This is a genomic window from Lysobacter cavernae (assembly GCF_042648505.1).
Classification (GTDB): Bacteria; Pseudomonadota; Gammaproteobacteria; order Xanthomonadales; family Xanthomonadaceae; genus Lysobacter_L; species Lysobacter_L cavernae.
Window position 1 is genome coordinate 210,843 of sequence record NZ_JBHRXK010000001.1, and the last position, 22,434, is coordinate 233,276.

At 66.4% G+C, this 22,434-nt stretch carries 25 protein-coding genes; 18 read left to right on the forward strand and 7 right to left on the reverse strand.

The window, feature by feature from the left end; translation table 11 throughout:
- Nucleotides 1-146: 146 nt before the first annotated feature.
- The 5 genes from rplI to ACFOLC_RS01030 all read right to left on the reverse strand — a co-directional run bounded on the left by rplI (nucleotide 147) and on the right by ACFOLC_RS01030 (nucleotide 3,918).
- Entirely contained in the window at nucleotides 147-599 is a 453-nt protein-coding gene (gene rplI / locus ACFOLC_RS01010) for a 50S ribosomal protein L9 (RefSeq protein ID WP_386756840.1), read from the reverse strand.
- Nucleotides 600-751: 152 nt separating this feature from the next.
- A complete protein-coding gene (gene rpsR, locus ACFOLC_RS01015) occupies nucleotides 752-982 on the reverse strand; it encodes a 30S ribosomal protein S18 (RefSeq protein WP_386756842.1) in 231 nt (76 codons plus the stop codon).
- Nucleotides 983-1,008: 26 nt separating this feature from the next.
- Nucleotides 1,009-1,434, reverse strand: coding sequence for a 30S ribosomal protein S6 (gene rpsF, locus ACFOLC_RS01020; RefSeq protein ID WP_386756843.1), 426 nt, complete (start codon nucleotides 1,432-1,434; stop codon nucleotides 1,009-1,011).
- 186 nt (nucleotides 1,435-1,620) lie between these two features.
- Nucleotides 1,621-3,426, reverse strand: coding sequence for a DUF885 domain-containing protein (locus tag ACFOLC_RS01025; protein ID WP_386756844.1), 1,806 nt, complete (start codon nucleotides 3,424-3,426; stop codon nucleotides 1,621-1,623).
- Between the two features lie 153 nt (nucleotides 3,427-3,579).
- Nucleotides 3,580-3,918 carry a HesB/IscA family protein gene (locus ACFOLC_RS01030; protein ID WP_386756846.1) on the reverse strand — a complete coding sequence of 113 codons (339 nt, stop codon included), beginning with the start codon at nucleotides 3,916-3,918 and terminating at the stop codon, nucleotides 3,580-3,582.
- A gap of 217 nt (nucleotides 3,919-4,135) precedes the next feature.
- Between ACFOLC_RS01030 and asnS the strand changes: the two genes are divergently transcribed.
- The 17 genes from asnS to ACFOLC_RS01115 all read left to right on the forward strand — a co-directional run bounded on the left by asnS (nucleotide 4,136) and on the right by ACFOLC_RS01115 (nucleotide 19,588).
- Nucleotides 4,136-5,536: an asparagine--tRNA ligase gene (gene asnS / locus ACFOLC_RS01035; protein ID WP_386756847.1), complete on the forward strand. Its 1,401-nt coding sequence runs from the start codon at nucleotides 4,136-4,138 to the stop codon at nucleotides 5,534-5,536.
- 86 nt (nucleotides 5,537-5,622) lie between these two features.
- The gene (locus ACFOLC_RS01040) at nucleotides 5,623-5,928 is read left to right on the forward strand and encodes a hypothetical protein (RefSeq protein ID WP_386756848.1); all 306 of its coding nucleotides are present in this window, start codon (nucleotides 5,623-5,625) and stop codon (nucleotides 5,926-5,928) included.
- Nucleotides 5,925-6,227, forward strand: coding sequence for a hypothetical protein (locus ACFOLC_RS01045; protein WP_386756849.1), 303 nt, complete (start codon nucleotides 5,925-5,927; stop codon nucleotides 6,225-6,227). The genes ACFOLC_RS01040 and ACFOLC_RS01045 overlap by 4 nt, the downstream gene beginning before the upstream one ends.
- Before the next feature lie 11 nt (nucleotides 6,228-6,238).
- Complete coding sequence (locus ACFOLC_RS01050) at nucleotides 6,239-6,871, forward strand: FMN-binding negative transcriptional regulator (protein WP_386756850.1); 633 nt, start codon at nucleotides 6,239-6,241, stop codon at nucleotides 6,869-6,871.
- 1 nt (nucleotide 6,872) lies between these two features.
- A complete protein-coding gene (locus ACFOLC_RS01055) occupies nucleotides 6,873-7,661 on the forward strand; it encodes an SDR family oxidoreductase (protein WP_386756851.1) in 789 nt (262 codons plus the stop codon).
- Nucleotides 7,662-7,913: 252 nt separating this feature from the next.
- Nucleotides 7,914-9,338: an aldehyde dehydrogenase gene (locus ACFOLC_RS01060; protein ID WP_386756852.1), complete on the forward strand. Its 1,425-nt coding sequence runs from the start codon at nucleotides 7,914-7,916 to the stop codon at nucleotides 9,336-9,338.
- 3 nt (nucleotides 9,339-9,341) lie between these two features.
- Nucleotides 9,342-10,013 carry a carbonate dehydratase gene (gene can, locus ACFOLC_RS01065; protein ID WP_386756853.1) on the forward strand — a complete coding sequence of 224 codons (672 nt, stop codon included), beginning with the start codon at nucleotides 9,342-9,344 and terminating at the stop codon, nucleotides 10,011-10,013.
- Between the two features lie 10 nt (nucleotides 10,014-10,023).
- A complete protein-coding gene (locus ACFOLC_RS01070; protein WP_386756854.1) occupies nucleotides 10,024-10,464 on the forward strand; it encodes a RidA family protein in 441 nt (146 codons plus the stop codon).
- 6 nt (nucleotides 10,465-10,470) lie between these two features.
- Complete coding sequence (locus ACFOLC_RS01075; RefSeq protein ID WP_386756855.1) at nucleotides 10,471-11,016, forward strand: 3-hydroxyanthranilate 3,4-dioxygenase; 546 nt, start codon at nucleotides 10,471-10,473, stop codon at nucleotides 11,014-11,016.
- 12 nt (nucleotides 11,017-11,028) lie between these two features.
- Nucleotides 11,029-12,039: an amidohydrolase family protein gene (locus tag ACFOLC_RS01080; RefSeq protein ID WP_386756856.1), complete on the forward strand. Its 1,011-nt coding sequence runs from the start codon at nucleotides 11,029-11,031 to the stop codon at nucleotides 12,037-12,039.
- Nucleotides 12,040-12,067: 28 nt separating this feature from the next.
- Nucleotides 12,068-13,357, forward strand: a complete 1,290-nt coding sequence (kynU, locus tag ACFOLC_RS01085; protein WP_386756857.1) for a kynureninase — start codon at nucleotides 12,068-12,070, stop codon at nucleotides 13,355-13,357.
- Nucleotides 13,347-14,747 (forward strand): FAD-dependent oxidoreductase, encoded by a 1,401-nt coding sequence (locus ACFOLC_RS01090; protein ID WP_386756858.1) that lies wholly within the window; start codon nucleotides 13,347-13,349, stop codon nucleotides 14,745-14,747. Before kynU ends, ACFOLC_RS01090 begins: the two co-directional genes overlap by 11 nt.
- 5 nt (nucleotides 14,748-14,752) lie before the next feature.
- The gene (sbcB, locus tag ACFOLC_RS01095) at nucleotides 14,753-16,195 is read left to right on the forward strand and encodes an exodeoxyribonuclease I (protein WP_386756859.1); all 1,443 of its coding nucleotides are present in this window, start codon (nucleotides 14,753-14,755) and stop codon (nucleotides 16,193-16,195) included.
- A 164-nt stretch (nucleotides 16,196-16,359) separates the two neighbouring features.
- Nucleotides 16,360-17,046, forward strand: a complete 687-nt coding sequence (locus ACFOLC_RS01100; protein ID WP_386756860.1) for a DUF2461 domain-containing protein — start codon at nucleotides 16,360-16,362, stop codon at nucleotides 17,044-17,046.
- A gap of 64 nt (nucleotides 17,047-17,110) precedes the next feature.
- Nucleotides 17,111-18,271, forward strand: coding sequence for an MFS transporter (locus ACFOLC_RS01105; RefSeq protein WP_386756861.1), 1,161 nt, complete (start codon nucleotides 17,111-17,113; stop codon nucleotides 18,269-18,271).
- 113 nt (nucleotides 18,272-18,384) lie between these two features.
- Nucleotides 18,385-18,945 carry a DUF2939 domain-containing protein gene (locus ACFOLC_RS01110; protein WP_386756862.1) on the forward strand — a complete coding sequence of 187 codons (561 nt, stop codon included), beginning with the start codon at nucleotides 18,385-18,387 and terminating at the stop codon, nucleotides 18,943-18,945.
- Between the two features lie 127 nt (nucleotides 18,946-19,072).
- Complete coding sequence (locus tag ACFOLC_RS01115) at nucleotides 19,073-19,588, forward strand: CHRD domain-containing protein (RefSeq protein WP_386756863.1); 516 nt, start codon at nucleotides 19,073-19,075, stop codon at nucleotides 19,586-19,588.
- Nucleotides 19,589-19,634: 46 nt separating this feature from the next.
- On the opposite strand, the gene ACFOLC_RS01120 is transcribed toward ACFOLC_RS01115, so the two are convergent.
- The gene (locus ACFOLC_RS01120; RefSeq protein ID WP_386756864.1) at nucleotides 19,635-20,540 is read right to left on the reverse strand and encodes a 5'-nucleotidase; all 906 of its coding nucleotides are present in this window, start codon (nucleotides 20,538-20,540) and stop codon (nucleotides 19,635-19,637) included.
- 164 nt (nucleotides 20,541-20,704) lie between these two features.
- Between ACFOLC_RS01120 and ACFOLC_RS01125 the strand changes: the two genes are divergently transcribed.
- Nucleotides 20,705-21,610: a hypothetical protein gene (locus tag ACFOLC_RS01125; RefSeq protein ID WP_386756865.1), complete on the forward strand. Its 906-nt coding sequence runs from the start codon at nucleotides 20,705-20,707 to the stop codon at nucleotides 21,608-21,610.
- A gap of 34 nt (nucleotides 21,611-21,644) precedes the next feature.
- Here the strand turns inward: ACFOLC_RS01125 and ACFOLC_RS01130 are convergent, their stop codons facing one another.
- Nucleotides 21,645-22,418, reverse strand: a complete 774-nt coding sequence (locus ACFOLC_RS01130; RefSeq protein WP_386756866.1) for an NAD kinase — start codon at nucleotides 22,416-22,418, stop codon at nucleotides 21,645-21,647.
- Nucleotides 22,419-22,434 lie beyond the last annotated feature (16 nt).

Sequence of the window (22,434 nt, forward strand, 5' to 3'; positions counted from 1 at the left end):
GAGATCTGACAACAGCCGATGGCTGCGCAGCCACTGCGATGTCCGGGAACAACAGGCCGTTGCCATCAAACCTTGAGGTCGCCTGCAAAAACGAAGGGCGCCTTGCGGCGCCCTTCGGGTGACTCGATTGCGTTGACTCGCCGGGATCAGGCGGTCTCGCCAACCACGATGACCTTGACGGTCGATTCGATGTCGGCGTGCAGACGCACGACCACTTCGTGCTCGCCGGTGCGGCGCAGCGGGCCTTCGCCCAGCACGACTTCCGACTTGTCGACCTTGTGGCCGATCTTGGTCAGCGCCTCGGCGATGTCGCGCGGGCTGACCGAGCCGTACAGCTTGCCTTCGGTCGAGGCATTGGCGGTGATGGTCACCTCGACGCCCTCGAGCGCCGCCTTGCGGCCTTCGGCGCCTTCCAGCTGGGCCTTGGCCTTGGCTTCGTACTCGGCGCGCTTGGCTTCGAAATCGGCCAGGTTGGTGGCGGTGGCCGGCACGGCCTTGCCCTGCGGCACCAGGTAGTTGCGGCCGTAGCCCGGCTTGACGTTGACCTTGTCGCCGAGCTTGCCGAGGTTGGTGACATTCTGCAGGAGAATCAGTTGCATGGTGTTGCTCCGTATTCGTTAGTGGCGTTGCCGCAGGTTATGCCGGCGATGCGCCGCAACTGGGGCTGTCCGAATGACAGGTAGATGTGCAGCGACGCTTGTCCTGGAGAAACCCGCGCGGGAATGCGCGGGTTTCTCACAGCGGACTCACATCACGCGTTGTGGTTGTCGGTGTACGGGATCAGCGCGAGGAAGCGAGCGCGCTTGACGCACGTCGCCAGCTGGCGCTGGTACTTCGACTTGGTGCCGGTCACGCGGCTCGGCACGATCTTGCCGGTCTCGGTGAGGTACTGGCGCAGGGTGTTGAGATCCTTGTAGTCGATCTCTTTCACGCCTTCGGCGGTGAACTTGCAGAACTTGCGGCGACGGAAGAACTTGGACATGGGTGTGCGCTCCTAAGAAAGCGTGATCAGGCGGCTTCGACGTTGTCGTCGGCGACGTCGGCAGTGCCGACCGCGGTTTCTTCCTCGTCACGACGGCGACGCTCGCCACGCTCCGGCTTGTCACCCTTCTCGTCCTTGAACTTCATGATCAGGGACTGCTCGGTGTCGGCCGCATCGCGCTTCATGACCAGGTGACGCAGCACGGCGTCGTTGAAGCGGAAACCGTCGACCAGCTCGTTGAGCACGCTCTGGTTGCACTCGATGTTGAGCAGGACGTAGTGGGCCTTGACCAGGTTCTCAATCGGGTAAGCCAGCTGACGGCGGCCCCAGTCTTCGAGACGGTGGATCTTGCCTTCGCCGCCTTCGATCAAGCTCTTGTAGCGCTCGACCATGGCCGGCACCTGCTCGCTCTGGTCCGGGTGGACCAGGAACACGACTTCGTAATGACGCATTGGTTGTTCCTTGTGGGTGTCGACGGGCTTTCGCCCGCCAGATCAGCCCCCCGCCACCCGTCGTCGAGACGCTGGCGCGGTAGGGCAAGGCCCGGCACGACCGGACGGCCGCGCTGGAGCCGGAAATTATGGCAGCATCAAGGGCTTAGGCGCAAATGGACGCCCTTGCCCTGCCCGATGGCCGGTTCAGCCCTGGGCCGGCTTGCGTTGCTGGGCTGCGATCCAGGCGTCGATGCGTGCCTCCAGTGCCTGCAAGGGCACCGAGCCGGTCGCCAGCACCGCGTCGTTGAATTCGCGCAGGTCGAAACGTGCCCCCAGCGCCTTCTCCGCTTTCTCACGCAACTCCGAGATCTTCAGCTGGCCGATCTTGTAGGCCAGCGCCTGACCGGGCCAGCCGATGTAGCGGTCGATCTCGTTGACCACGTCCTGGCGGGTCTTGGGCGAGTTGTCCATGAAGAACGCGATCGCCCTGTCGCGGCTCCAGCCCTTGCTGTGCATACCGGTGTCGACCACCAGTCGCACCGCCCGCCACATGTCGTAGGCCAGCTGGCCCATGCGGTCGTAGGGGTCGTCGTACAGGCCCATGTCGTAGCCCAGGCGCTCCGCATACAACCCCCAGCCTTCGCCATAGGCGACGAAGTAGCCGATGCGGCGGAACATCGGCACGTCCGGCAGTTCCATGCCGCGCGCGAACTGGAAGTGGTGGCCCGGCACCGCCTCGTGCAGGCTCAGCGCCATCATTTCCCACTTCGGTCGCACGTCCGGCTTGTACAGGTTGACGTAGTAGTAGCCGGCGCGGGTGCCGTCGACGGCGCCGGGCTGGTAGTAGGCGGTGGTGGTGTCCGGGGCGATGTTGTCCGGGATCGGGCGCACGCCGTAGGGCAGACGCGGGATGGTCTTGAACACCTTGACCAACTCCGGATCGATCCGCTTGGAGATGGCCTGGTAGGCAGTGAACAGCTCCTGCGGCGTCTTGTAGAAGAACTTCGGGTCGGTACGCAGGTACTGGAAAAACTCCGCCAGCGAACCCTTGAAGCCGACTTCGGCCTTGATCTTCTCCATCTCGGCACGGATCCGCGCGACTTCCTTCAGCCCGATCTGGTGGATCCGGTCGGCGCTCAGGTCGGTGGTGGTGAAGTAGCCGGCGAGGAAGTCGTAATAGGCCTGGCCGTCGGGCAGCTCGACCGCGGCGATGGATTCGCGGGTCTTGGGCAGGTAGTCGTTGGCGAAAAACGTAGCGAAGGCGCGGTAGGCCGGCACGATCTGCTCGGCGATGACCTGCTTCGCCTCGGCCTGCAACCCCGCACGCTCGCCTTCCGGCACGCTGTCGGGGAACCGGGCGAAGGGCTTGTAGAACGGGCTTTGGGTCGGATCGTCGACGATCTGCGCCTGAATCTGGCCGGTCACCCGCTCCATCAGCACCCGCGGTGGCGTGTTGCCAGCGGCTGCGCCCTCGCGCATCAACGCCTGGCTCTGCTCGATCACCGGCGGCAGGGCGCGCATGCGCGCCAGCCAGTCGCGGTAATCCTTCACGCTGGCAAACGGCAGCACCTCGGCGATTCCCTCGGCGGTCTGGATGCCGCCGCGCTGGCTGACCGGGCGCAGGTACTCGCGGTACTTCTGCCGCCCGACCGACCTTTCCAGGTCCCAGGCGAATACGTCGTAGTGCAGTTGATCGCTGTCCGACAGCGCCTTGCGGTCGATCGCACGCAGGCGTTCGAGTGTCTTGCGGTCGCCGTCCATGCGCGACTGGATCGCGGCCAGGCTCATGTCGGTCCAGCGGTCGTTGTAGCGCTTGTCACCGCGGTAGCTGGCTTCTTCCGGGTTTTCGCGCATGCCGCGCTCCCACTCGTCGTCGAACAGCACGTACAGCGCCTGGGTGGTGGCATTGCGCGCCGGCACGGTCTGCACGGCCGTCTGGGCGTGGGTGGGCGCCAGCGGCGCGACGAAACAGGCGGCGATCGCCGCAGCGAGCAACACGGGACGGAGCATGGCGGATTCCCCTCGGAGCATGGCCCGAGTCTAGCCCCACCGTTGCGCCGGGGGCTTATGACGAAAGTTGGCTGACCAGGCCGCGCGTCGCAGTTCGCGCGCGTTGCCGGATGCGGTCAAGGCACGGCCGCGTCCAGCCGGAGGCGCGGGCCGTCAGGCCGCGTCGGCCTCGGTGGTGAAACTCTCGCCGCAACCGCATTCGGCGCTGGCGTTGGGATTGCGGAACACGAACTGCTCGCCGAGGCGCTGCTTGACCAGGTCGATTTCGGTGCCGTCGACCAGCGGCAGGCTGACCGCATCGACGAAGATGCGCACCCCGTCCTGCTCGAACACGGTGTCGCCCTCACGCTGGTCGCGGGCCAGATCGGCCATGTGCTGCCAGCCCGAGCAGCCGGTGCGGGTCACGCCAAAACGCAGGCCAAGCGCATCCGGCGTGTCGACCAGGTAGCGCTGGACACGGGCGAGCGCAGCGGGGGCAAGGGTGACGGCCATGGTGACTCCAGTAATTGCGGCACATCTGATAGCGGCACATTATAAGCGTCAGGACGGGTGCCATCCTGGCGAAACCTGACAGGCTCCGCATGTCCTGTCCCGGCCTTCCGTGACCGGGTGTTTGCGTGGGCGCGGGGCAATGCCTCGCAAGTGCCTGCACTCACCCGGTAAACTCCGGCCTCTCCCATATCGGCCCGATGCGGCAAGGATTCAAGGCATGACGGTGGTCAGTGTCGATCATGCGCTTGCAGGCAAGTTGCCTGCCGGCGGCGAAGTCACGGTCCGCGGCTGGGTGCGCACCCGGCGCGACTCCAAGGCCGGGCTCAGCTTCGTCAATGTCAGCGACGGCTCCTGCTTCGCGCCGATCCAGGTGATCGCGCCCAATACGCTGGCCAACTACGAGTCCGAGGTGAAGCACCTCACCGCCGGCTGCGCGGTCATCGCCACCGGCACGCTGGTGGCCTCGCAGGGCCAGGGCCAGTCGTTCGAGATCCAGGCAAGCGCAATCGAGGTGGTCGGCTGGGTCGAAGACCCCGAGACCTACCCGATCCAGCCCAAGGCGCACTCGTTGGAGTTCCTGCGCGAGGTCGCGCACCTGCGCCCGCGCACCAACCTGTTCGGCGCCGTGACGCGCATCCGCGACTGCCTGGCTAAGGCCGCACACCGTTACTTCCACGAGAACGGCTTCTACTGGATCAGCACGCCGATCGTGACCACATCCGACGCCGAAGGCGCCGGGCAGATGTTCCGCGTATCCACCCTGGACCTGGCCAACCTGCCGCGCGACGGCAAGGGCGAGGTCGATTTCGGCCGCGACTTCTTCGGCAAGGAAACCTTCCTGACCGTGTCCGGCCAGCTCAACGTCGAGGCCTATGCGCTGGCGTTGAGCAAGGTCTACACCTTCGGCCCGACCTTCCGCGCCGAGAACAGCAACACCACCCGCCACCTGGCCGAGTTCTGGATGATCGAACCGGAGATCGCCTTCGCCGACCTGGCCGAGGACGCGCGCGTGGCCGAGGAGTTCCTCAAGTACATGTTCCGCGCCGTCCTCGATGAGCGCGCCGACGACCTGGCCTTCATCGCCGAACGCGTGCAGCCCGATGCGATCACGCGGCTGGAGTCGTTCGTCAACGCGCCGTTCGAGCGCATCGAGTACACCGACGCGATCAAGCTGCTGCAGAACGCCAAGAAGAAGTTCGAGTTCCCGGTCGAATGGGGCCTGGACCTGCAGACCGAGCACGAGCGCTGGCTGACCGAAGAGCACGTCGGCCGCCCGGTGGTGGTGACCAACTACCCCGAGCACATCAAGGCGTTCTACATGCGCCTCAACGACGACGGCAAGACGGTCGCGGCGATGGACGTGCTGGCGCCGGGCATCGGCGAGATCATCGGCGGCAGCCAGCGCGAGGAGCGTCTGGACATGCTCGACGCGCGCATGGCGCAGTTCGGCCTCGACCCGGCGCACTACGGCTGGTACCGCGACTTCCGCCGCTACGGCACGGTGCCGCACGCCGGCTTCGGCCTCGGCTTCGAGCGGCTGGTGGTGTACGTGTGTGGCCTGAGCAACATCCGCGACGCCATCCCCTACCCGCGTGCGCCGGGCCAGGCCGAGTTCTGACAAGCCGTGATTCGTGATTGGGGATTCGTGACTCGTAAAACCGATCACCCAATCACGAATCACAAATCATCCATCACGGCATCCCCATGATCCTGTTTTTCGCATTGCTGTTTGTCGCCGTGGCCATCGCCGGCTTCTGCGCGTTCGTGATCTTCTGGCCGCTGTCGCTGGTGCATATCCGCGATCGCCACCCCGCGCTGCAAGACCGGCTTGGTGAGGGCGCCTTCGCACGACCATCGGCCTGGGGCTGGCTGCTGCGCCGCGGCTACCTGAGCGTCGACGACCGCAATCTCAACGGCTTGGCCAACCCGGCGCGGATTTCCCTGCTCACGATCATTGCCGGGCTGGTCTGCGCCGGCCTGCTCTGGCTGCTGTCGACGGTGACTGGATGACAAACGACTATCAATGGTGGCTGGCGACGATCGGCCGCACGGTGATCTGGGCACGCCTGCACGTGCTCGAGGCCGGTACCGCCGAAGTGCTGGACAGCGATGGTAACACCCTGGCCTACGACAGCGAGGACAGCGCCCGTGCGGCGCTGATGGACGCCGAGTTCGTCTCGCTCGACGGCCTCGACGACGAGGACGCGCTCGCCCGTGGTTTCGCGCCTGGCGAGTTGACCCCTCCGCGTGGCGACGATGCCGACACGCTGCGCGGGCAGATGATCCAGAAGCTGCCGCCGCGGCACTGAACGGCCACGCCATGTACCTGCCGCGCTCGTTCGCCGAATCCGATCTGGGCGCGCTCGACCGGCTCGCGGCCCACGACAATTTCATCACCCTGATCACCGTGCGCGGTGACACGCCGACGGTGAGCCATTTGCCGGTGCTGTACCGCCGCGAGGGCGACAGCGTCGAACTGATCGGGCATTGGGCACGGCCGAATCCACAATCGCGCCACACCGGCCCCGCGCTGGCGATTTTCCACGGCCCGCATGCCTATGTCTCCCCGGCCTGGTACCTCGACAAGGAGGAGGCCGCACGCGTGCCGACCTGGAATTACGCGGTCGCGCACCTGCACGGCAGCCTGCAGATCTTCGACGACGAGGCCGCGCTGTCGGCGGTGGTTGATGGCCTCAGCGGCCAGCACGAGGCCACGGTCGGCAGCGACTGGCGCTTCGAGCCGGAGCGCGACGACCACCGCAGCCAACTGCGCGGTATCGTCGGCTTCCGCTTGCGTGCCGAACGCATCGAGCTGAAGTTCAAGCTCAGCCAGAACCACCCGCTTGCCAATCGCCATTCCGTCATCGAGCAGCTCGCGCAGCAACCGCGCGACGACAGCCGCGATACGGCGGTGCTGATGCGCGAGCGCATCACCGAATCGCAAGGAAACTGACATGGACCTTGACCTCACCGGCAAACACGCCCTCGTCTGCGGCGCCAGCCAGGGCATCGGCCTGGCCACCGCGCAGGCCCTGGCTGAACTCGGCGCCGACGTCACCCTGCTCGCCCGTCGCGAGGAGCGCCTGCGCGAACTGGCCACGCAGCTGCCAAGGCCGCAATCCGGCCAGGCCCACGGCTGGATCGCCGTCGACAGCAACGACACCGATACGCTGCGCAGCAAGGCTGATGCCCTGGTCGCCGCCAAACCGGTCCATATCCTGGTCAACAACAGCGGCGGCCCGCCGCCGGGCACCGTGCACGGCGCCGACATCGCCGCGTTCGAGGCCGCTTACCGCCAGCACCTGATCGCCAACCACGTGCTCGCCGAAGCGGTGATTCCAGGCATGGAGCGCGACGGCTACGGCCGCATCGTCAACGTGATCTCGACCTCGGTGAAGGAGCCGCTACAAGGGCTGGGCGTGTCCAACACCACGCGCTGGGCGGTGGCGAGTTGGGCCAAGACCCTGGCCACCGAGCTGGCGGCCAAGGGCATCACCGTCAACAACGTGTTGCCCGGTTCGACACAGACGCCGCGCATCGAGCAGATCATCGACAACACCGCGAGCAAGACCGGCCGCAGCCGCGAGGAAGTGTTCGACAAGATGGTCGCTGAGATCCCGATGCGGCGCTTCGCCCGCCCAGAGGAAACCGCGGCGGCGATCGCCTTCCTGTGCTCGTCGGCGGCGTCGTACATCACCGGCGTCAACCTGCCCGTCGATGGCGGGCGGACGCGGTCGCTGTAGTTCCCCTCCCCCTGGCCGCTGCGCGGCCTGTCCCGATCCCGGCCACCGCGCACAGCGCGGTGGCGTTCGGCGATGCGCGAGCCAAAGGCTCGCAAGCCGCATCGCCTCACCCCACCAGGGGAGAGGGAGTACGCACCTCTCTTCTCCCCTGGTGGGAGAAGGTGCCCGGAGGGCGGGTGAGGGGGTGTCCTTGCTTCTTGCGCGAAAAACATACGCACAGGCACGGCCAACCGGCACTGTTAAGCTAGCCCCATGCGCCTTCGCCACTTCATTGCCGGTGAGTCCCGCGAACCAGCATCGGGTCGCTGGCGTGATGTCTTCGACCCCGCCAGCGGCAAAGCTTTTGCGGAAGTCGCCGAAGGCAATGCCGATGACGTCGAGGCCGCCGTCGTCGCGGCCAATGAGGCGTTCCCCACCTGGTCCTCGCTCCCCAACAGCGAGCGTGCCCGCTGGCTGGAACGACTGGCCGACGCGCTGGAGGCTCGGCTCGATGACTTCGCCCACGCCGAGTCACGCGACGGCGGAAAACCCATTCGGCTGGCACGTGAAGTCGAGATCCCTCGCGCGATCAGCAACCTGCGTTTCTTCGCGCATGCGGCTACCCAGTTCGCCAGCGAGTCGCACCACGGCCAGGCCGGCCTGAACTACACCCTGCGGCAACCGCTCGGTGTGGTCGCGACGATCTCGCCGTGGAACCTGCCGCTGTACCTGTTCACCTGGAAGATCGCGCCGGCATTGGCCGCGGGCAACACGGTGGTCGCCAAACCGTCCGAGGTCACGCCGCTGACGGCGACGATGCTGGGCGAGTTGGCTACACAGATCGGCTTTCCCAAGGGCGTGCTCAACATCGTCCACGGCCTTGGTCCGGACGTTGGCGAACCGCTGGTCGTGCACCCGCAGGTCAAGGCGGTGTCGTTCACCGGCAGCACCGTGGTCGGCCGTCGTATCGCTGGCCTGGCGGCGCCGCAGTTGAAGAAGCTCTCGTTGGAATTGGGCGGCAAGAACCCTACCTTGGTGTTCGCTGACAGCGAGTGGCGCGCCCACCTGGACACACTGGTGCGCTCGGCGTTCCAGAACTCCGGACAGATCTGCCTGTGCGGCTCGCGCATGCTGGTCGAGCGACGCATCTACAACGAGTTCCGCGATGCCCTGGTCGAGCGCGCGCTGGCACTGCGCGTCGGCGACCCGATCGACGCGGACAACCAGTTGGGTCCGCTGGTATCGCAGACGCACTTCGACAAAGTGATGGCAGCCCTGCAGCGCGCCCGTGATGAAGGCGGTCGCGTGCTGTGCGGCGGGCAAGCGCTGGAACGACCGGGTTGGTTCGTGGCGCCGACCGTGATCGACGGACTCGGCCCGGACTGTGCGAGCAACCGCGAGGAGATCTTTGGCCCGGTGGTCACCCTGCAGGCGTTCGACAACGACGACGAAGCGCTGGCGCTGGCCAATGCTGGCGATTATGGCCTCGCCGCTTCGCTGTGGACACGAGATCTCAACCGCGCGCACCGCCTCGCTGCGCAGCTGCGCGCCGGCATGGTCTGGATCAACACCTGGCTGCAACGCGACCTGCGCACGCCGTTCGGCGGAAGCGGCGCGTCCGGCCTCGGCCGTGAAGGCGGTTTCGAGGCCATGCGTTTCTTCACCGATGCCAAGAACGTCGGGCTGCACCTGGAATAGACAATGACAACGAACCCGCTGGCCGAACTGCTGGAGAAAAACCGCGAGTGGTCTGAGCGCATCAACCGCGAGGACCCGACGTTCTTCGAGCGCCTGTCGCTGCAACAGGCGCCCGAGTACCTGTGGATCGGCTGCTCCGACTCGCGCGTGCCAGCCAACCAGATCATCGACATGGCACCGGGCGAGGTCTTCGTCCATCGCAACATCGCCAATGTCGTAGTGCACACCGATCTCAACTGCCTGTCGGTGATCCAGTTCGCGGTCGACGTGCTCAAGGTCAAACGCATCCTCGTCGTCGGCCACTACGGCTGCGGTGGCGTGCACGCGGCCCTGCACGGCAAGCGCGTGGGGCTGGCCGACAACTGGCTGCGTCACGTGTCCGACGTCGCCGACAAGCACGACGGCTGCATCCACCACGCGCACGAGAGCGAACGTCATGACCGCCTGTGCGAACTCAACGTCATCGAGCAGGTGCAGAACGTGTGCCTGACCACCATCGTCCGTGATGCCTGGTCGCGCGGCCAGGAGCTGTCGGTGCACGGCTGGGTTTACAGCCTGCGCAACGGCCTGGTGCACGACATGGGCATCAATGTCGACGCCTACGAAAAACTGGGCGACCTCTACGCAGCGGCGATCGCAAGGGTCAACAGCTACGGCGGGGACTCACCTCGATGAGTGCACCCCGATGAGCGACGCCATCCGCACCGACAGCGCGCCCAGGCCGGTCGGCCTGTATCCGCATGCGCGACGTGTCGGTCAGCTGCTGTTCCTGTCCGGCATCGGTCCACGCGATCCGGCCAGCAACGCCATCGCCGGCAACGTCCACGACGCCGACGGGCGCCTGATCAGCTACGACATCGACGCACAATGCCGGGCCGTGTTCGCCAACGTGCGCGCCGTACTCGAAGCCAGCGGTGCACGCTGGGCCGACCTGGTCGACGTCACCGTCTACCTCACCGACATGGCCCGCGACTTCAAGGCCTACAACGCGGTCTGGGCCGAGTACTTCCCCGACATCGACACCGCACCCTGCCGGACCACGCTCGGCATCACTGCGCTGCCGACACCGATCGCGATCGAATTCAAATGCGTTGCCGCCCTGAACGGCGACGCCAAGCCGGAGTAAGCCGTCATGCTGCCCGCCCCGATCAACCTGCAAGCCTGGATCGATGAACACCGCCACCTGCTCAAACCGCCGGTCGGCAACAAGGTGATCTACGCCGGCGACTTCATCGTGATGGTGGTCGGCGGCCCCAACCAGCGCACCGACTACCACTGGGACGAAGGCGCGGAGTGGTTCTATCAGCTTGAAGGCGAGATGGTGCTGCGTATCCAGGAGCATCCTGATGGAGGGCCGGGCGCAGTACGCGACATCCCGATCAAGGCCGGCGAGATATTCCTGCTGCCACCGCGGGTGCCGCATTCGCCACAGCGCATGCCAGACTCCATCGGGCTGGTGATCGAGCGCAGGCGCCTGCCACACGAAGAAGACGGCCTGATGTGGTTCTGCGAGCAGTGCAACCACAAGATCTACGAAGAGTTCTTCGTGCTGAAGAACATCGAGACCGATTTCCCGCCGGTGTTCGGGCGTTTCTACGCCTCGCGCGAGCACCGCACCTGCAAGCACTGCGGTCATCTCAACCCGGCGCCGTCCAAGTACGTGATGCCCGATACCTGACGCGCAACCGACATGCTCAAGATCGACATCCACGCCCATTACCTGCCGCGCGACTGGCCCGACCTGGCGCGCAAGTATGGCGATGACCGCTTCCCGGTGATCCACCACACCGAGGACGGTCGCCACCGCATCTACAAGGACGGCAAGTTCTTCCGCGAGGTATGGTCCAAGACTTGGGACCCACAGGAGCGCATCGACGATTACGCCCGCTTCGACGTGCAGGTGCAGGTGATCAGCACGGTGCCGGTGATGTTCAGCTACTGGGCCAGGCCGCACCATGCACTGGAGTTGCACCAGTCGCTCAACGAACACATGGCGCAGACCTGCCGCGATCATCCGCGCCACTACGCCGGCATCGGCACGGTTCCGCTGCAGTCGCCGCGACTGGCGATCCAGGAGTTGGAACGCTGCATGGACCAGCTTGGCCTGCAGGGCGTGCAGATCGGCAGCCACGTCAACGACTGGAACCTCGACGCCCCGGAGCTGTTCGACTTCTTCCAGGCCGCCAGCGAACTGGGGGCAGCAGTCCTCGTGCACCCATGGGACATGATGGGCGCGGCGTCGATGCCGAAGTACTGGCTGCCCTGGCTGGTCGGCATGCCCGCCGAGCAATCGCGCGCCGCCTGCTGCCTGGTGTTCGGCGGCGTGCTTGAGCGCCTGCCCAAGCTCAAGATCTGCCTGGCCCATGGCGGCGGCAGTTTTCCCTACACCATCGGTCGCATCGAACACGGCTTCAACATGCGCCCGGACCTGGTCGCCACCGACAACCCACGCAACCCGCGCGACTACCTCAACCAGCTGTATTTCGACTCCTGGGTGGCCGATGAGCGCGCCCTGCGTTACCTGCTCGACACCTGCGGCGTATCGCAGGTGATGCTTGGCACCGACTACCCGTTCCCGTTGGGCGAACAGAGCCCCGGCGCCGGCATCGCCTCGCTCGATCTGTCACTTCAAGACCAGGCCCGCCTCTACCACGGCACCGCGCTCGAATGGCTGGGTTTGCCCAAGTCGCGCTTTACCTGACCGCATTCCGGATTACCACGCACCGCACATGACCAATCTTTACTCCGACGACCACGCCCGCACCCTCGACGCGGCCGACTCCTTGCGCGATCTGCGCAGTGAATTCCTGATTCCACAACACGACGGCGCCGACCAGGCCTACTTCGTCGGCAACTCGCTGGGCCTGCAGCCGCGCGGTGCGCGTGCCCATGTCGAGGAGGTGCTCGACAAGTGGGCGATGGAAGGCGTCGAAGGCCACTTCACCGGTCAGGCGCAGTGGATGCCCTACCACGAACTGGTGCGCGAGCCGCTGGCGCGGCTGGTGGGCGCGCAACCTTCGGAAGTGGTGGCGATGAACACGCTGACCACCAACCTGCACCTGATGATGGTCAGCTTCTACCGGCCCACGCGCGAGCGCCCGGCAATCCTGATCGAGGCCGGCGCCTTTCCATCCGACCGTCACGCCGTGGCATCGCAGATCGCTTTTCATGGCTTCGACCCGGCTACCGATCTGATCGAACTGGAGGCCGATGAGCCCAACGGCACGATTTCGATGGCGGCGATCGAGCGGGCGATCGCCGAACACGGCCACCGGCTTGCCTTAGTGCTGTGGCCTGGCGTGCAGTACCGCACCGGACAGGCCTTCGATCTGCCTGCGATCGTCCACCTGACCCACGCGCAGGGTGCGGTATGCGGTTTCGATCTGGCGCACGCAATCGGCAACCTCGAACTGCAGCTGCACGACAGCGGTGTCGATTTCGCCGTGTGGTGCCACTACAAGTATCTGAACAGCGGTCCCGGTGCGATCGCCGGCTGCTTCGTGCACGAACGGCACGCGCACAGCGACCGTCCGCGTTTCGCCGGCTGGTGGGGACATGAGGCCACGACCCGCTTCCGCATGGGCCCGCAGTTCGTGCCCACGCCAGGCGCGGAAGGTTGGCAGCTCAGCAATCCGCCGATCCTCGGCCTCGCCCCGTTGCGCGCCTCGCTGGAATTGTTCGATCGCGCCGGCATGGCGGCGCTGCGCGGCAAGTCGCGCCGGCTCACCGGGTACCTCGAGGCGCTGATCGGCGATCGCCTGACCGACACCCTGCAGGTCGTTACTCCGACCGAACCGGAACGCCGCGGTTGCCAGCTGTCGCTGCGCGTGACCGGTGGCCGCGGCATGACCGGTAGAAGTGCAGGTCGCGCCCTGTTCGAGTACCTGGCCGCCAACGGTGTGCTCGGCGACTGGCGCGAACCAGACGTGATCCGTATCTCCCCCGCCCCGCTCTACAACACCCATGCCGACGTGCTGCGGTTCGCGCGTGCGGTGGAGACCTGGCGCAATGCCGCATAGCCCCAACGACCGCCACATCACCATCATCGGCGCCGGTCTGGCCGGCGCCGTGCTCGCGACCCTGCTGGTAAAGCGCGGCTGGAGCGTCGACGTCTACGAGAAACGCGGCGATCCGCGCCTGAAAGGTTACGAAGGTGGCCGCTCGATCAACCTCGCCCTGGCCGAGCGTGGCCGCCACGCGCTGCGCCTGGCCGGTGCCGACGACGCAGTGATGGCCCAGGCCGTGATGATGCGCGGTCGCATGGTGCACTTTCTCGACGGCCGCACCGACCTGCAACGCTATGGCCGCGACGACAGCGAGGTGATCTGGTCGGTGCACCGTGGCGAGCTCAACGTGATCCTGCTCGACATCGCCGAACGCGCCGGCGCGCGGCTGTATTTCAACCGCGGCCTGTCCGGCGTGGCGTTCGATACGCGCCTGGCCCGCTTCACCGACCCGCGCGATGGCAGTTCTCACGAGGCCGGCTTCGCTTCGCTGGTGGGTGCCGACGGCGCCGGCTCTGCGCTGCGTACGGCGATGGCCACGCAAGGCGAGCTGGGCGAACGCACCGAGTTCCTCGGCCATTCCTACAAGGAGCTGGAGATTCCGCCCAGCGCCGACGGCAGCTTCAGCATCGAACCCAACGCGCTGCATATCTGGCCACGCGGCCGTTACATGTGCATCGCCTTGCCCAACGACGAGCGCACGTTCACGGTGACTCTGTTTTTGCCCAACGATGATCTGCCGAACGAGGGCCAGCCTCAGAACCGCACGCCCAGTTTTGCCAGCGTGCGCACCGGTGTCGACGCCCGCGCGCTGTTCGAGCGTGACTTCGCCGATGCACTGCCGTTGATCCCGAAGCTGGAGCACGACTTCGAGCACAATCCGACCGGCCTGCTCGCCACGCTCTACCTCGACCGCTGGCACCTGGACGACCATGCGGTGCTGCTCGGCGACGCTGCGCACGCGATGGTGCCGTTCCACGGCCAGGGCATGAACTGCGCGTTCGAGGACTGCGTGGCGCTGGCCGAACATCTCGACGCACAGCATGACCGCGCCGCCGCCTTTGCCGCATTCCAGGCCGAGCGCCTGCCCAACGCCCGCGCGATCCAGGCGATGGCACTGGAGAACTACCTGGAGATGCGCGACCGCGTCGACGATGATGATTACCTGCTGCAGCGCGCCCTCGAACACAGCTTGGCCGAGCGCCATCCCGAACGCTTCATGCCGCGTTACGCGATGGTGACCTTCCACCGCATGCCGTACGCGCTGGCGTTCGAGCGTGGCCGCATCCAGCGCGAACTGCTGGTCGAACTGACCCGCGGCCACAGCTCACTCGACTCGCTCGACTGGGATGTCGTGGACGCCACAGTGCGGCAACGATTGTCGCCCCTGCCTGCGGACGATTGAACACGATGGCTGCGAGCTTCCTGTTCTACGATCTGGAAACCTTCGGCGCCGACCCGCGCACTTCGCGCATCGCCCAGTTCGCGGCGATCCGCACCGATACCGATCTCAACCCGATCGACGATCCGATCAACATCTTCGTCAAGCCGGCCGACGACCTGCTGCCCTCGCCGATCGCCACCCTGATCACGGGCATCGCACCCCAGCAGGCGCTGCGCGATGGCATGAACGAGGCCGACGCGTTTGCCTTGATCTTCGATGAGATGGCGCGGCCGGAGACCTGCAGCCTGGGCTACAACTCGCTGCGCTTCGACGACGAGTTCGTTCGCTACGGCCTGTTCCGTAACTTCTACGACGCCTACGAGCGTGAGTGGCGTGGCGGCAACTCGCGCTGGGACCTGCTCGACGTGTTGCGCCTGGCGCATGCGCTGCGTCCGGAGGGCTTGGCCTGGCCGAAACGCGAAGACGGCGCGACCTCGTTCAAGCTCGAGCATCTGGCCGAAGCCAACGGCGTGCGCGAAGGCGATGCCCACGAAGCCCTGTCCGACGTGCGGGCCCTGATTGGCCTGGCCCGCAAGCTCAAGGCGGCACAACCGAAGCTGTGGGACTACGCACTGCGCCTGCGCGACAAGCGCTACGCCGCCAGCCTGCTCGACATCGTCGCGATGACGCCGGTGCTGCACGTCTCGCAGCGGTTCCCGGCCAGCCGGCTGTGCTCAGCGGCGGTGCTGCCGATCGCGCGCAACCCACGTATCGACAGTCGGGTGATCGTGTTCGACCTCGACCAGGATCCGGAGGCGCTGCTGCGGCTGGAGGCCGACGAGATCGCTGACCGGCTCTATACGCCGACCGCTGACCTGCCCGAGGGCGAAGCACGCATTGCGCTCAAGGAAATCCACCTCAACCGGTGTCCGGCGCTGATCGTCTGGGATCACCTGCGAGCAGCGGACTTCGAGCGACTGCGCATCGACCCAAACGAAGTCGAGCGCCGTGCCGCACGCATCCGTGATGCGGGCCCGGCCCTGGTCGAAAAAGTGCGCCGTGTCTTTTCCGGGCAACGCGAACGCACACCTTCCGATGCGGATGCCTCGCTTTACGACGGCTTCATCGCTGACGGCGACATGCGCTTGTTCACGCAGGTGCGCACGACACCGCCGCAGGCGCTGGGCGAGCGCGCCTTCGGCTTCCGGGATGCGCGCATGCCCGAGCTGCTGTTCCGCTACCGGGCGCGCAACTGGCCACAGATGCTGTCGAGCGACGAACATTCGCGCTGGAACGACTACCGTCGCCAGCGTTTGTGCAGCGAGTCCGGCCTGTCCGAATACAGTTTCGAGCACTTCCATGGCGAGATCGCAGCGTTGCGCATGGCCCATGCCGAAGCCGGCGACAAGCAGGCGCTGCTCGATCAGTTGGAAGCCTGGGGCCGTGACCTCGACGCCAGCCTGACTTAACCAGAAGATGTCAAAAACAATAAAACTGACATTCATCATTTCCGCGTAGGCGGGCTTTTGGGCCGCCGCATGGCGCACTATCCAAAGCCAATGCTTTGTGAGGCAACGCCCATAGATTCGCACCCACGCGGGAATGACGAGGCAGACAGCAGTCCGGGACTCCCATGAGCAGCTATTTCAGCGACGCCAGCTTCAAGTTCCTGCGCGGCTTGGCGCGCAACAACAACCGCGAGTGGTTCCACGCGCACAAGGCCGACTACGACACGCACGTGCGCGAGCCGTTCCAGCGCCTGCTGACCGATCTGCAACCGGTGCTGGCCGGCGTCAGCGAACACTACCGCGCCGAACCGAAGACTGTCGGCGGTTCGTTGTTCCGCATCCACCGCGACACCCGCTTCGCCAACGACAAAACGCCGTACAAGAACTGGCAGGGCGCACGGTTGTTCCACGAGCGTGGACGCCAGGTCGAGGCACCGTCGTTCTATCTGCACCTGCAACCGGGCAACTGTTTTATCGGCGCGGGGCTGTGGCACCCGCAGGCTGACACGCTGCGGCGCGTGCGCCATTTCATCATCGACAATCCCGGCAGCTGGAAGGCCGCCGCGTACGACGGCAAGTTCCGTCGTCGCTTCGATCTCGACGACAGCGAGACGCTGACGCGCATGCCGCGCGGATTTCCGGACGACTTCGCGTTCGCCGACGACCTCAAGCGCAAGAACTTCGTCGCGCTGCGTGCGATCGACGACGACACGATGACCGGACCGCGTCTGCTCAAGACACTGGAAACCGATCTGAAGGGGCTGGCACGGTTTACCGATTACCTGTGTGCGGCGCTGGACCTGGAGTTCTGACCACCTGAGCTGTACTTCGCTCACCGGCCTCATAATCGGCGCTCCTCGCCCCGGGTCGTCCCACTTGTCCCCTGCCGACTTCCGTCGCTACGCGCTGTTCTACCTCGGCTACTACGGCGCGCTCGGCGCCTACACGCCTTACATCGGCCGCTGGGTGGTCGCCAACGGCCACGGCGGTTACGCGGTCGGGGCCATGCTGGCGCTGTGGTACGGCGGGCGCATCGTCGCACCACCGACCTGGGCGCGATTCAGTGCCCGCAGTGTGCGGCCCGGGCACTGGCTGGTGGCTGGCTGCTCCTTGGCGATGCTCGGCTTCGTCGCTTTCGCCGGGTTCGACACAGGCGTGATGCTGTTCGTCACCATGGCCTGGTTCGGCGTGTTCTTCAACGCGGTGATGCCGCAGTTCGAGGCGATGACGCTGTCGGCGTTGGGCCCTCGCAATCACTACTACGGCCGCATCCGCATGTGGGGCTCGGTCGGCTTCCTGGTCGTGGCCGGCAGCTACGGTTGGCTGCTCGATCGGCTCGGCAACGACGTCTTCGTCTGGCTGACACTGCCGTGGCTGCTGCTGACGGTAGTCGCAGCCTGGCTGCATCGCGGCGATCGCCCCACCGCACTGCCCACGGCCGGCACGCCGCGCGAAGTGCTGTGGCGCCGTCCCGGCGCGCGTCGCCTGTTGCTGGTGGCCTTGCTGGTGCAACTGGGCTTCGGCCCGTTCTATGTGTTCTTTACCCTGCACCTGCAGGCACAGGGGCACGACGGCTTCGCGGTTGGCGTGCTGTGGGCGATTGGCGTGCTGTGCGAGATCGTGATGTTCTGGCAGGCGCCGAGGCTGGTGCAGCGCTTTGGCGCGCAACGGCTGATGAGCGCCTGCATCGTTGCCACCGTGCTGCGCTGGACGCTGGTCGCCCTGCTGGGCGGATCGTTTGCCTGGATGGCGCTGGCCCAGACCGGCCATGCCCTGAGCTTTGCCGCATTTCATGCCGGCTGCATGCGACGCATGGCAGAACTGTTTCCGCAGCGACGCGACATGGCTGCTGCACAAGGCCTGCTGTATGGATTCAGCGGCGGCATCGGCGGCGTGGCCGGGGCCGGGCTGGCGGCGGTGGCCTGGCAGTACGGCGGTGGTCGGCTGGCGTTCCTGTGCGGCGCCGTTGTCGGGCTGGTCGCGCTGACGGCGCACCTGCTGCCAGTGCGCGTGCTGCGCCCGCAACCTGCCGCCTGACTGTCGGCGCCGCACCTGTGCCGTCCCCGTCTGCTCAGCCGGAGCGCGCACGCGAATCGTCAGCGACATCGCATCACCGCCTATGCTGTGCCGGGACCCCGGAGAATCACCGCATGAAAAAGTGGCTCGTGCTACCACTGATCGCCCTGCTGGCCTTGCTGGGCTGGGTCGCAGCCGGCCCGTTCCTCACCGTCAACGCGATCCGCAACGCGGTCAAGGCGCAGGACACGGCCGAGTTGTCCCGGCACGTCGACTTCCCGGCCGTGCGTGCCAGCCTCAAGGCCCAGTTCGACGATTACCTGATGCACCAGGCCGGCGCGCAGATGCAGGCCGACCCGCTTGGCGCCCTCGCCTTGCGCCTTGCCAGTGGCGTGAGCGGGAGTGCAGTGGATGCGATCGCGACACCGGCCGGCCTGGGCGCGGTGCTGGAAGGCCGCAACCTGATGCACCGGATCGGCGGCGGCGGTCGCAGCGACGATACCTACGCACCCTCAACACCGCCGGCCCCCTTGCAGGGCGCGAAATACGGCTTTGAATCGCCTTCGCGCTTCGTCGCCACCGTGCGCAACGACGACGGCGAGCCAGTGGCCTTCGTGTTGCACCGCGACGGCCTGCGCTGGCGACTCGGCGAGATCCGACTGCCCCTGGACCCCGCGACCTCCACGCCTGAATAGCGCCGAGCCTCCCTCGGGAGTGGCACGTTCGGTGTGCCGGATCGCGGCTTCACTCCTCGCTAACCGGTCCGGGCGCAGCGTGCCGCTCGGACGCGTCGAGCGTCCGTTCGCATCCACAGGTGATGACATGAAATGCACCGCCATGTTGGTCATGGCCGCGCTGCTCCCGCTCACCGCGGCACAGGCCGAGAACAAGGAGTTCAGGGCCGTGCTGGTCGGGGACCAGGAAGTACCGGCCGTATCGACCGTCGCCAGCGGCGGCTTCCGCGCCCGCCTTAGCAAGGACGGCGCCGCACTGCAATACGAGTTGGCCTATGCCGATCTCGAAGGCAGCGTGACCCAGGCGCACATCCACTTCGGACAGAAAGACGCCAACGGCGGCATCGCCGTGTGGCTGTGCTCCAACCTCGCCAGCCCGCCGACACCGCCTGGCGTACAGGCCTGCCCCGCGCCGCCAGCGCAGATCAGCGGCATGATCACCGCCGCCGACGTGGTCGGACCGGGTGGCCAGGGCATCGCCGCCGGCGAGTTCGCCGAGTTCATCGAGGCGCTGCGCTCGGGCCTGGCCTACGCCAACGTGCATTCGACCAAGTTCCCGCCGGGCGAGGTGCGCAGCCAGATCGGACGCGGCCGCGACGACTGAGCGGACTGCACGGCATCCGGACTCCGTTCGGGGCGTGCGAGATGAGTCAGCGGTTGGCGACGCCGTGCGGTACGTGGCCGGCGGCGACGTGATCGCGTGCCGAGACGATGTTGTGCTCGGAGTCGTCGAAGAAGATGTCGGCGCCGAACGCTTCCAGGAACGGACCTTTCGAGCGTCCGCCGAGGAACAACGCCTCATCCAGGCGGATGCCCCATTCGCGCAGGGTGCGGATCACGCGCTCGTGCGCCGGTACCGAGCGCGCGGTGACCAGCGCGGTGCGGATCGGCGCCGCCTGCCCGGTCGGGAATGCCTGCTGCAGGCGATGCAGCGCATCGAGGAAACCGCGGAACGGGCCGCCCGACAACGGTTCGCCGGCATGGCTGCGCTCGTGTTCGGCGAAGGCGGCCAGGCCGCCCTCGCGTGAGACCCGCTCGCCTTCGTCATCGAAGATCACCGCATCGCCGTCGAAGGCGATGCGCAACTGGTCGTGGCGTTGCAGCGCCGCCTTCGACGGCAACAGCGTGGCCGCGGCGATGCCGGCCGCCAAGGCGTTGCGCACGTCCTCGGCATTGGCCGACAGGAACAGGTCGGCACCGAATGGGCGGATGTACGGAAACGGCGGCGCGCCGTTGCTGAAAGCCGCGCGCTTGATCGCCAAACCATGGTGGGCGATCGAATTGAAGATGCGCAGTCCGCTGTCGGCCGAGTTGCGCGAGATCAGGATCACCTCGACCCGCGGCGCCTCCGGCGATGCGCCTTCGTTCAAGGCCAGCAGCTTGCGCACCAGCGGAAACGCGATGCCGGGCGTCAGCAGATCGTCCTCGTGCTCGCGCTGGAACGCGGCATAGGCGTCGATGCCGTCGCGCTCGAACAGCGCGTGGCTCTCTTCCATGTCGAACAAGGTGCGCGATGAGATCGCGACGATCAGGGGGTCGGCATCACGGTCGGGCATGGCGCTATTGTGCCCGTTCCGGCGGCAGGCCGGCAGGCGTCCCGCATCGCGCATGAGACTGTCCGGGATGGCGGCAGCCCACCGTTCACAAGCAGCATGTTCGCCCGGAACATCATGCGGCGAGCCTGCGGCGCCGACGCCACCCGCAGCATCCAGGAGGAACCATGCCTGCCACCCAGTCCGTCATGACCACGCGCCGCGGCCAGTTCCGCGACATCTATCGCAAGCTCAAGCGCAAGGGTTTTCTCGAACACACGCCAGTCATCTTCTGCGAAGGTGACTCCTGGTTCTCGACGCCATTGTCCATGAACCTGCTGGACTGGCTGGTCTTTCCGACGCCCGAGGACGAGGCGCGCGGCGTTCCACTCTTGGGTGCCGGTGGTTTGTTCTTCCGCGCCGAAGAAAGCGGCGACACGGCAAAGAATATCTTCACGACCGGCAACATCCGCGACCTGCGCGACTGGTACGACGGTTTCGAGTTCGACCTGGTGCTGTTGAGCGCCGGCGGCAACGATTTCGTCGGCGACTTCCTCAAGAGGCTGTTCGCCGGCAAGGGGCCGATGTCGGTCGCGCAGGCGTTCAGGCTGGTGAGCGATTCGGGCCGTTTCGAGCAGGTCGTGGCTGGGTATCGACGGTTCATCACCGCGTTCCGCAAGGTCCGTCCGCAGGTGCCGATCCTCGGCCACACCTACGACTATTCGGTGCTGATGGGACAACCGGCCAACCTCACGTTGGCCAACATCGGCGCGGTCGCGATCTTGAAGAAGGATGTGGGGCCGTGGATCGGGCCGCATATCCAGACGGCACTGCCCAGGCGTGAGGATCAGTGTGCGTTCGCACGCTTGCTGATCGACGGTTTCGAGGCGCGCGTGCTTCGCACCTTGAAGAACGACCCGGCGCTAGGCGGCGCTTTCGATTACGTCGACCTGCGCGGCACGCTGGCGGCGATGGACCAGTGGTTCGACGAAATGCACCCGACCGGTGCCAGCTTCCACACGCTTTCGGCCAGGTTCGGCGCCGCGATCCATGAGCGCCTGCCAGCCGCAAAGCGCAGACCACCACCCGGCTAGGCTTGCACAGCCAGCCAACGCGAGGACCGCGCGCTCAGCCGCTGATGAACTGCTCGGCGAGCATCCGCTCCTCGAGGTTGTGCTCGGGATCGAACAACAACGTGACAGTGCGGTCGTGCGACTCGCGGATCGTCACCTCGACCACGTCGCGGACCTCGTGCGAATCGGCGGTGGCGCTGACCGGGCGTTTGTACGGGTCGAGCACGCGGAAGCGCACCTCGGTGTCGGCCTTGAGCACGGCGCCGCGCCAACGACGCGGGCGGAAGGCGGCGATCGGGGTCAGCGCTATGACATTCGCGCCCAGCGGCAATATCGGGCCGTGCGCGGAGAAGTTGTAGGCGGTGCTGCCAGCCGGCGTGGCCACCAGCACACCGTCGCAGATCAGTTCGTCCAGGCGGGTCTGGCCGTTGAGGTCGATGCGCAGGTGCGCCGCCTGCCGGGTCTGGCGCAGCAACGAGACCTCGTTGTACGCCAGCGAGCCGACCGTGGCGCCGGACTCGGTCTGCACGACCATTTCCAGCGGTCGTAACACCGCCGGCTCGGCCGCGTGCAGGCGCTCGTGCAGGCCGTCGCCGCCGTGGTGGTTCATCAGGAATCCGACCGTGCCCAGCTTCATGCCGTACACCGGTTTGCCCAGGCCGCCATAGCGATGCAGGGTCTGCAGCATGAAGCCGTCACCGCCCAGTGCAACCAGCACGTCGGCGGACTCGGGCTCGTGCTGGCCGTGATGCGCGGACAGCTCGGCGAGCGCGCGTTGCGCTTCGTCCGAGGGATTGGCGAGGAAGGCGATGCGTGGCGTCACGGTCATCGGCAGCTCCGGTGGG

Bases quoted from the DNA above. Each gene is read 5' to 3' on its own strand.
- ACFOLC_RS01025 (WP_386756844.1), bottom strand. From the start codon at position 3,426: ATGCTCCGTCCCGTGTTGCTCGCTGCGGCGATCGCCGCCTGTTTCGTC.
- kynU (WP_386756857.1), top strand. From the start codon at position 12,068: ATGACCAATCTTTACTCCGACGACCACGCCCGCACCCTCGACGCGGCC.
- ACFOLC_RS01100 (WP_386756860.1), top strand. From the start codon at position 16,360: ATGAGCAGCTATTTCAGCGACGCCAGCTTCAAGTTCCTGCGCGGCTTG.
- ACFOLC_RS01060 (WP_386756852.1), top strand. From the start codon at position 7,914: ATGCGCCTTCGCCACTTCATTGCCGGTGAGTCCCGCGAACCAGCATCG.
- ACFOLC_RS01115 (WP_386756863.1), top strand. From the start codon at position 19,073: ATGAAATGCACCGCCATGTTGGTCATGGCCGCGCTGCTCCCGCTCACC.
- ACFOLC_RS01080 (WP_386756856.1), top strand. From the start codon at position 11,029: ATGCTCAAGATCGACATCCACGCCCATTACCTGCCGCGCGACTGGCCC.
- sbcB (WP_386756859.1), top strand. From the start codon at position 14,753: ATGGCTGCGAGCTTCCTGTTCTACGATCTGGAAACCTTCGGCGCCGAC.
- ACFOLC_RS01075 (WP_386756855.1), top strand. From the start codon at position 10,471: ATGCTGCCCGCCCCGATCAACCTGCAAGCCTGGATCGATGAACACCGC.
- ACFOLC_RS01130 (WP_386756866.1), bottom strand. From the start codon at position 22,418: ATGACCGTGACGCCACGCATCGCCTTCCTCGCCAATCCCTCGGACGAA.
- ACFOLC_RS01110 (WP_386756862.1), top strand. From the start codon at position 18,385: ATGAAAAAGTGGCTCGTGCTACCACTGATCGCCCTGCTGGCCTTGCTG.
- ACFOLC_RS01040 (WP_386756848.1), top strand. From the start codon at position 5,623: ATGATCCTGTTTTTCGCATTGCTGTTTGTCGCCGTGGCCATCGCCGGC.
- ACFOLC_RS01055 (WP_386756851.1), top strand. From the start codon at position 6,873: ATGGACCTTGACCTCACCGGCAAACACGCCCTCGTCTGCGGCGCCAGC.
- ACFOLC_RS01050 (WP_386756850.1), top strand. From the start codon at position 6,239: ATGTACCTGCCGCGCTCGTTCGCCGAATCCGATCTGGGCGCGCTCGAC.
- ACFOLC_RS01125 (WP_386756865.1), top strand. From the start codon at position 20,705: ATGCCTGCCACCCAGTCCGTCATGACCACGCGCCGCGGCCAGTTCCGC.
- ACFOLC_RS01070 (WP_386756854.1), top strand. From the start codon at position 10,024: ATGAGCGACGCCATCCGCACCGACAGCGCGCCCAGGCCGGTCGGCCTG.
- ACFOLC_RS01030 (WP_386756846.1), bottom strand. From the start codon at position 3,918: ATGGCCGTCACCCTTGCCCCCGCTGCGCTCGCCCGTGTCCAGCGCTAC.
- ACFOLC_RS01090 (WP_386756858.1), top strand. From the start codon at position 13,347: ATGCCGCATAGCCCCAACGACCGCCACATCACCATCATCGGCGCCGGT.
- ACFOLC_RS01045 (WP_386756849.1), top strand. From the start codon at position 5,925: ATGACAAACGACTATCAATGGTGGCTGGCGACGATCGGCCGCACGGTG.
- asnS (WP_386756847.1), top strand. From the start codon at position 4,136: ATGACGGTGGTCAGTGTCGATCATGCGCTTGCAGGCAAGTTGCCTGCC.
- can (WP_386756853.1), top strand. From the start codon at position 9,342: ATGACAACGAACCCGCTGGCCGAACTGCTGGAGAAAAACCGCGAGTGG.
- ACFOLC_RS01120 (WP_386756864.1), bottom strand. From the start codon at position 20,540: ATGCCCGACCGTGATGCCGACCCCCTGATCGTCGCGATCTCATCGCGC.
- rplI (WP_386756840.1), bottom strand. From the start codon at position 599: ATGCAACTGATTCTCCTGCAGAATGTCACCAACCTCGGCAAGCTCGGC.
- rpsF (WP_386756843.1), bottom strand. From the start codon at position 1,434: ATGCGTCATTACGAAGTCGTGTTCCTGGTCCACCCGGACCAGAGCGAG.
- rpsR (WP_386756842.1), bottom strand. From the start codon at position 982: ATGTCCAAGTTCTTCCGTCGCCGCAAGTTCTGCAAGTTCACCGCCGAA.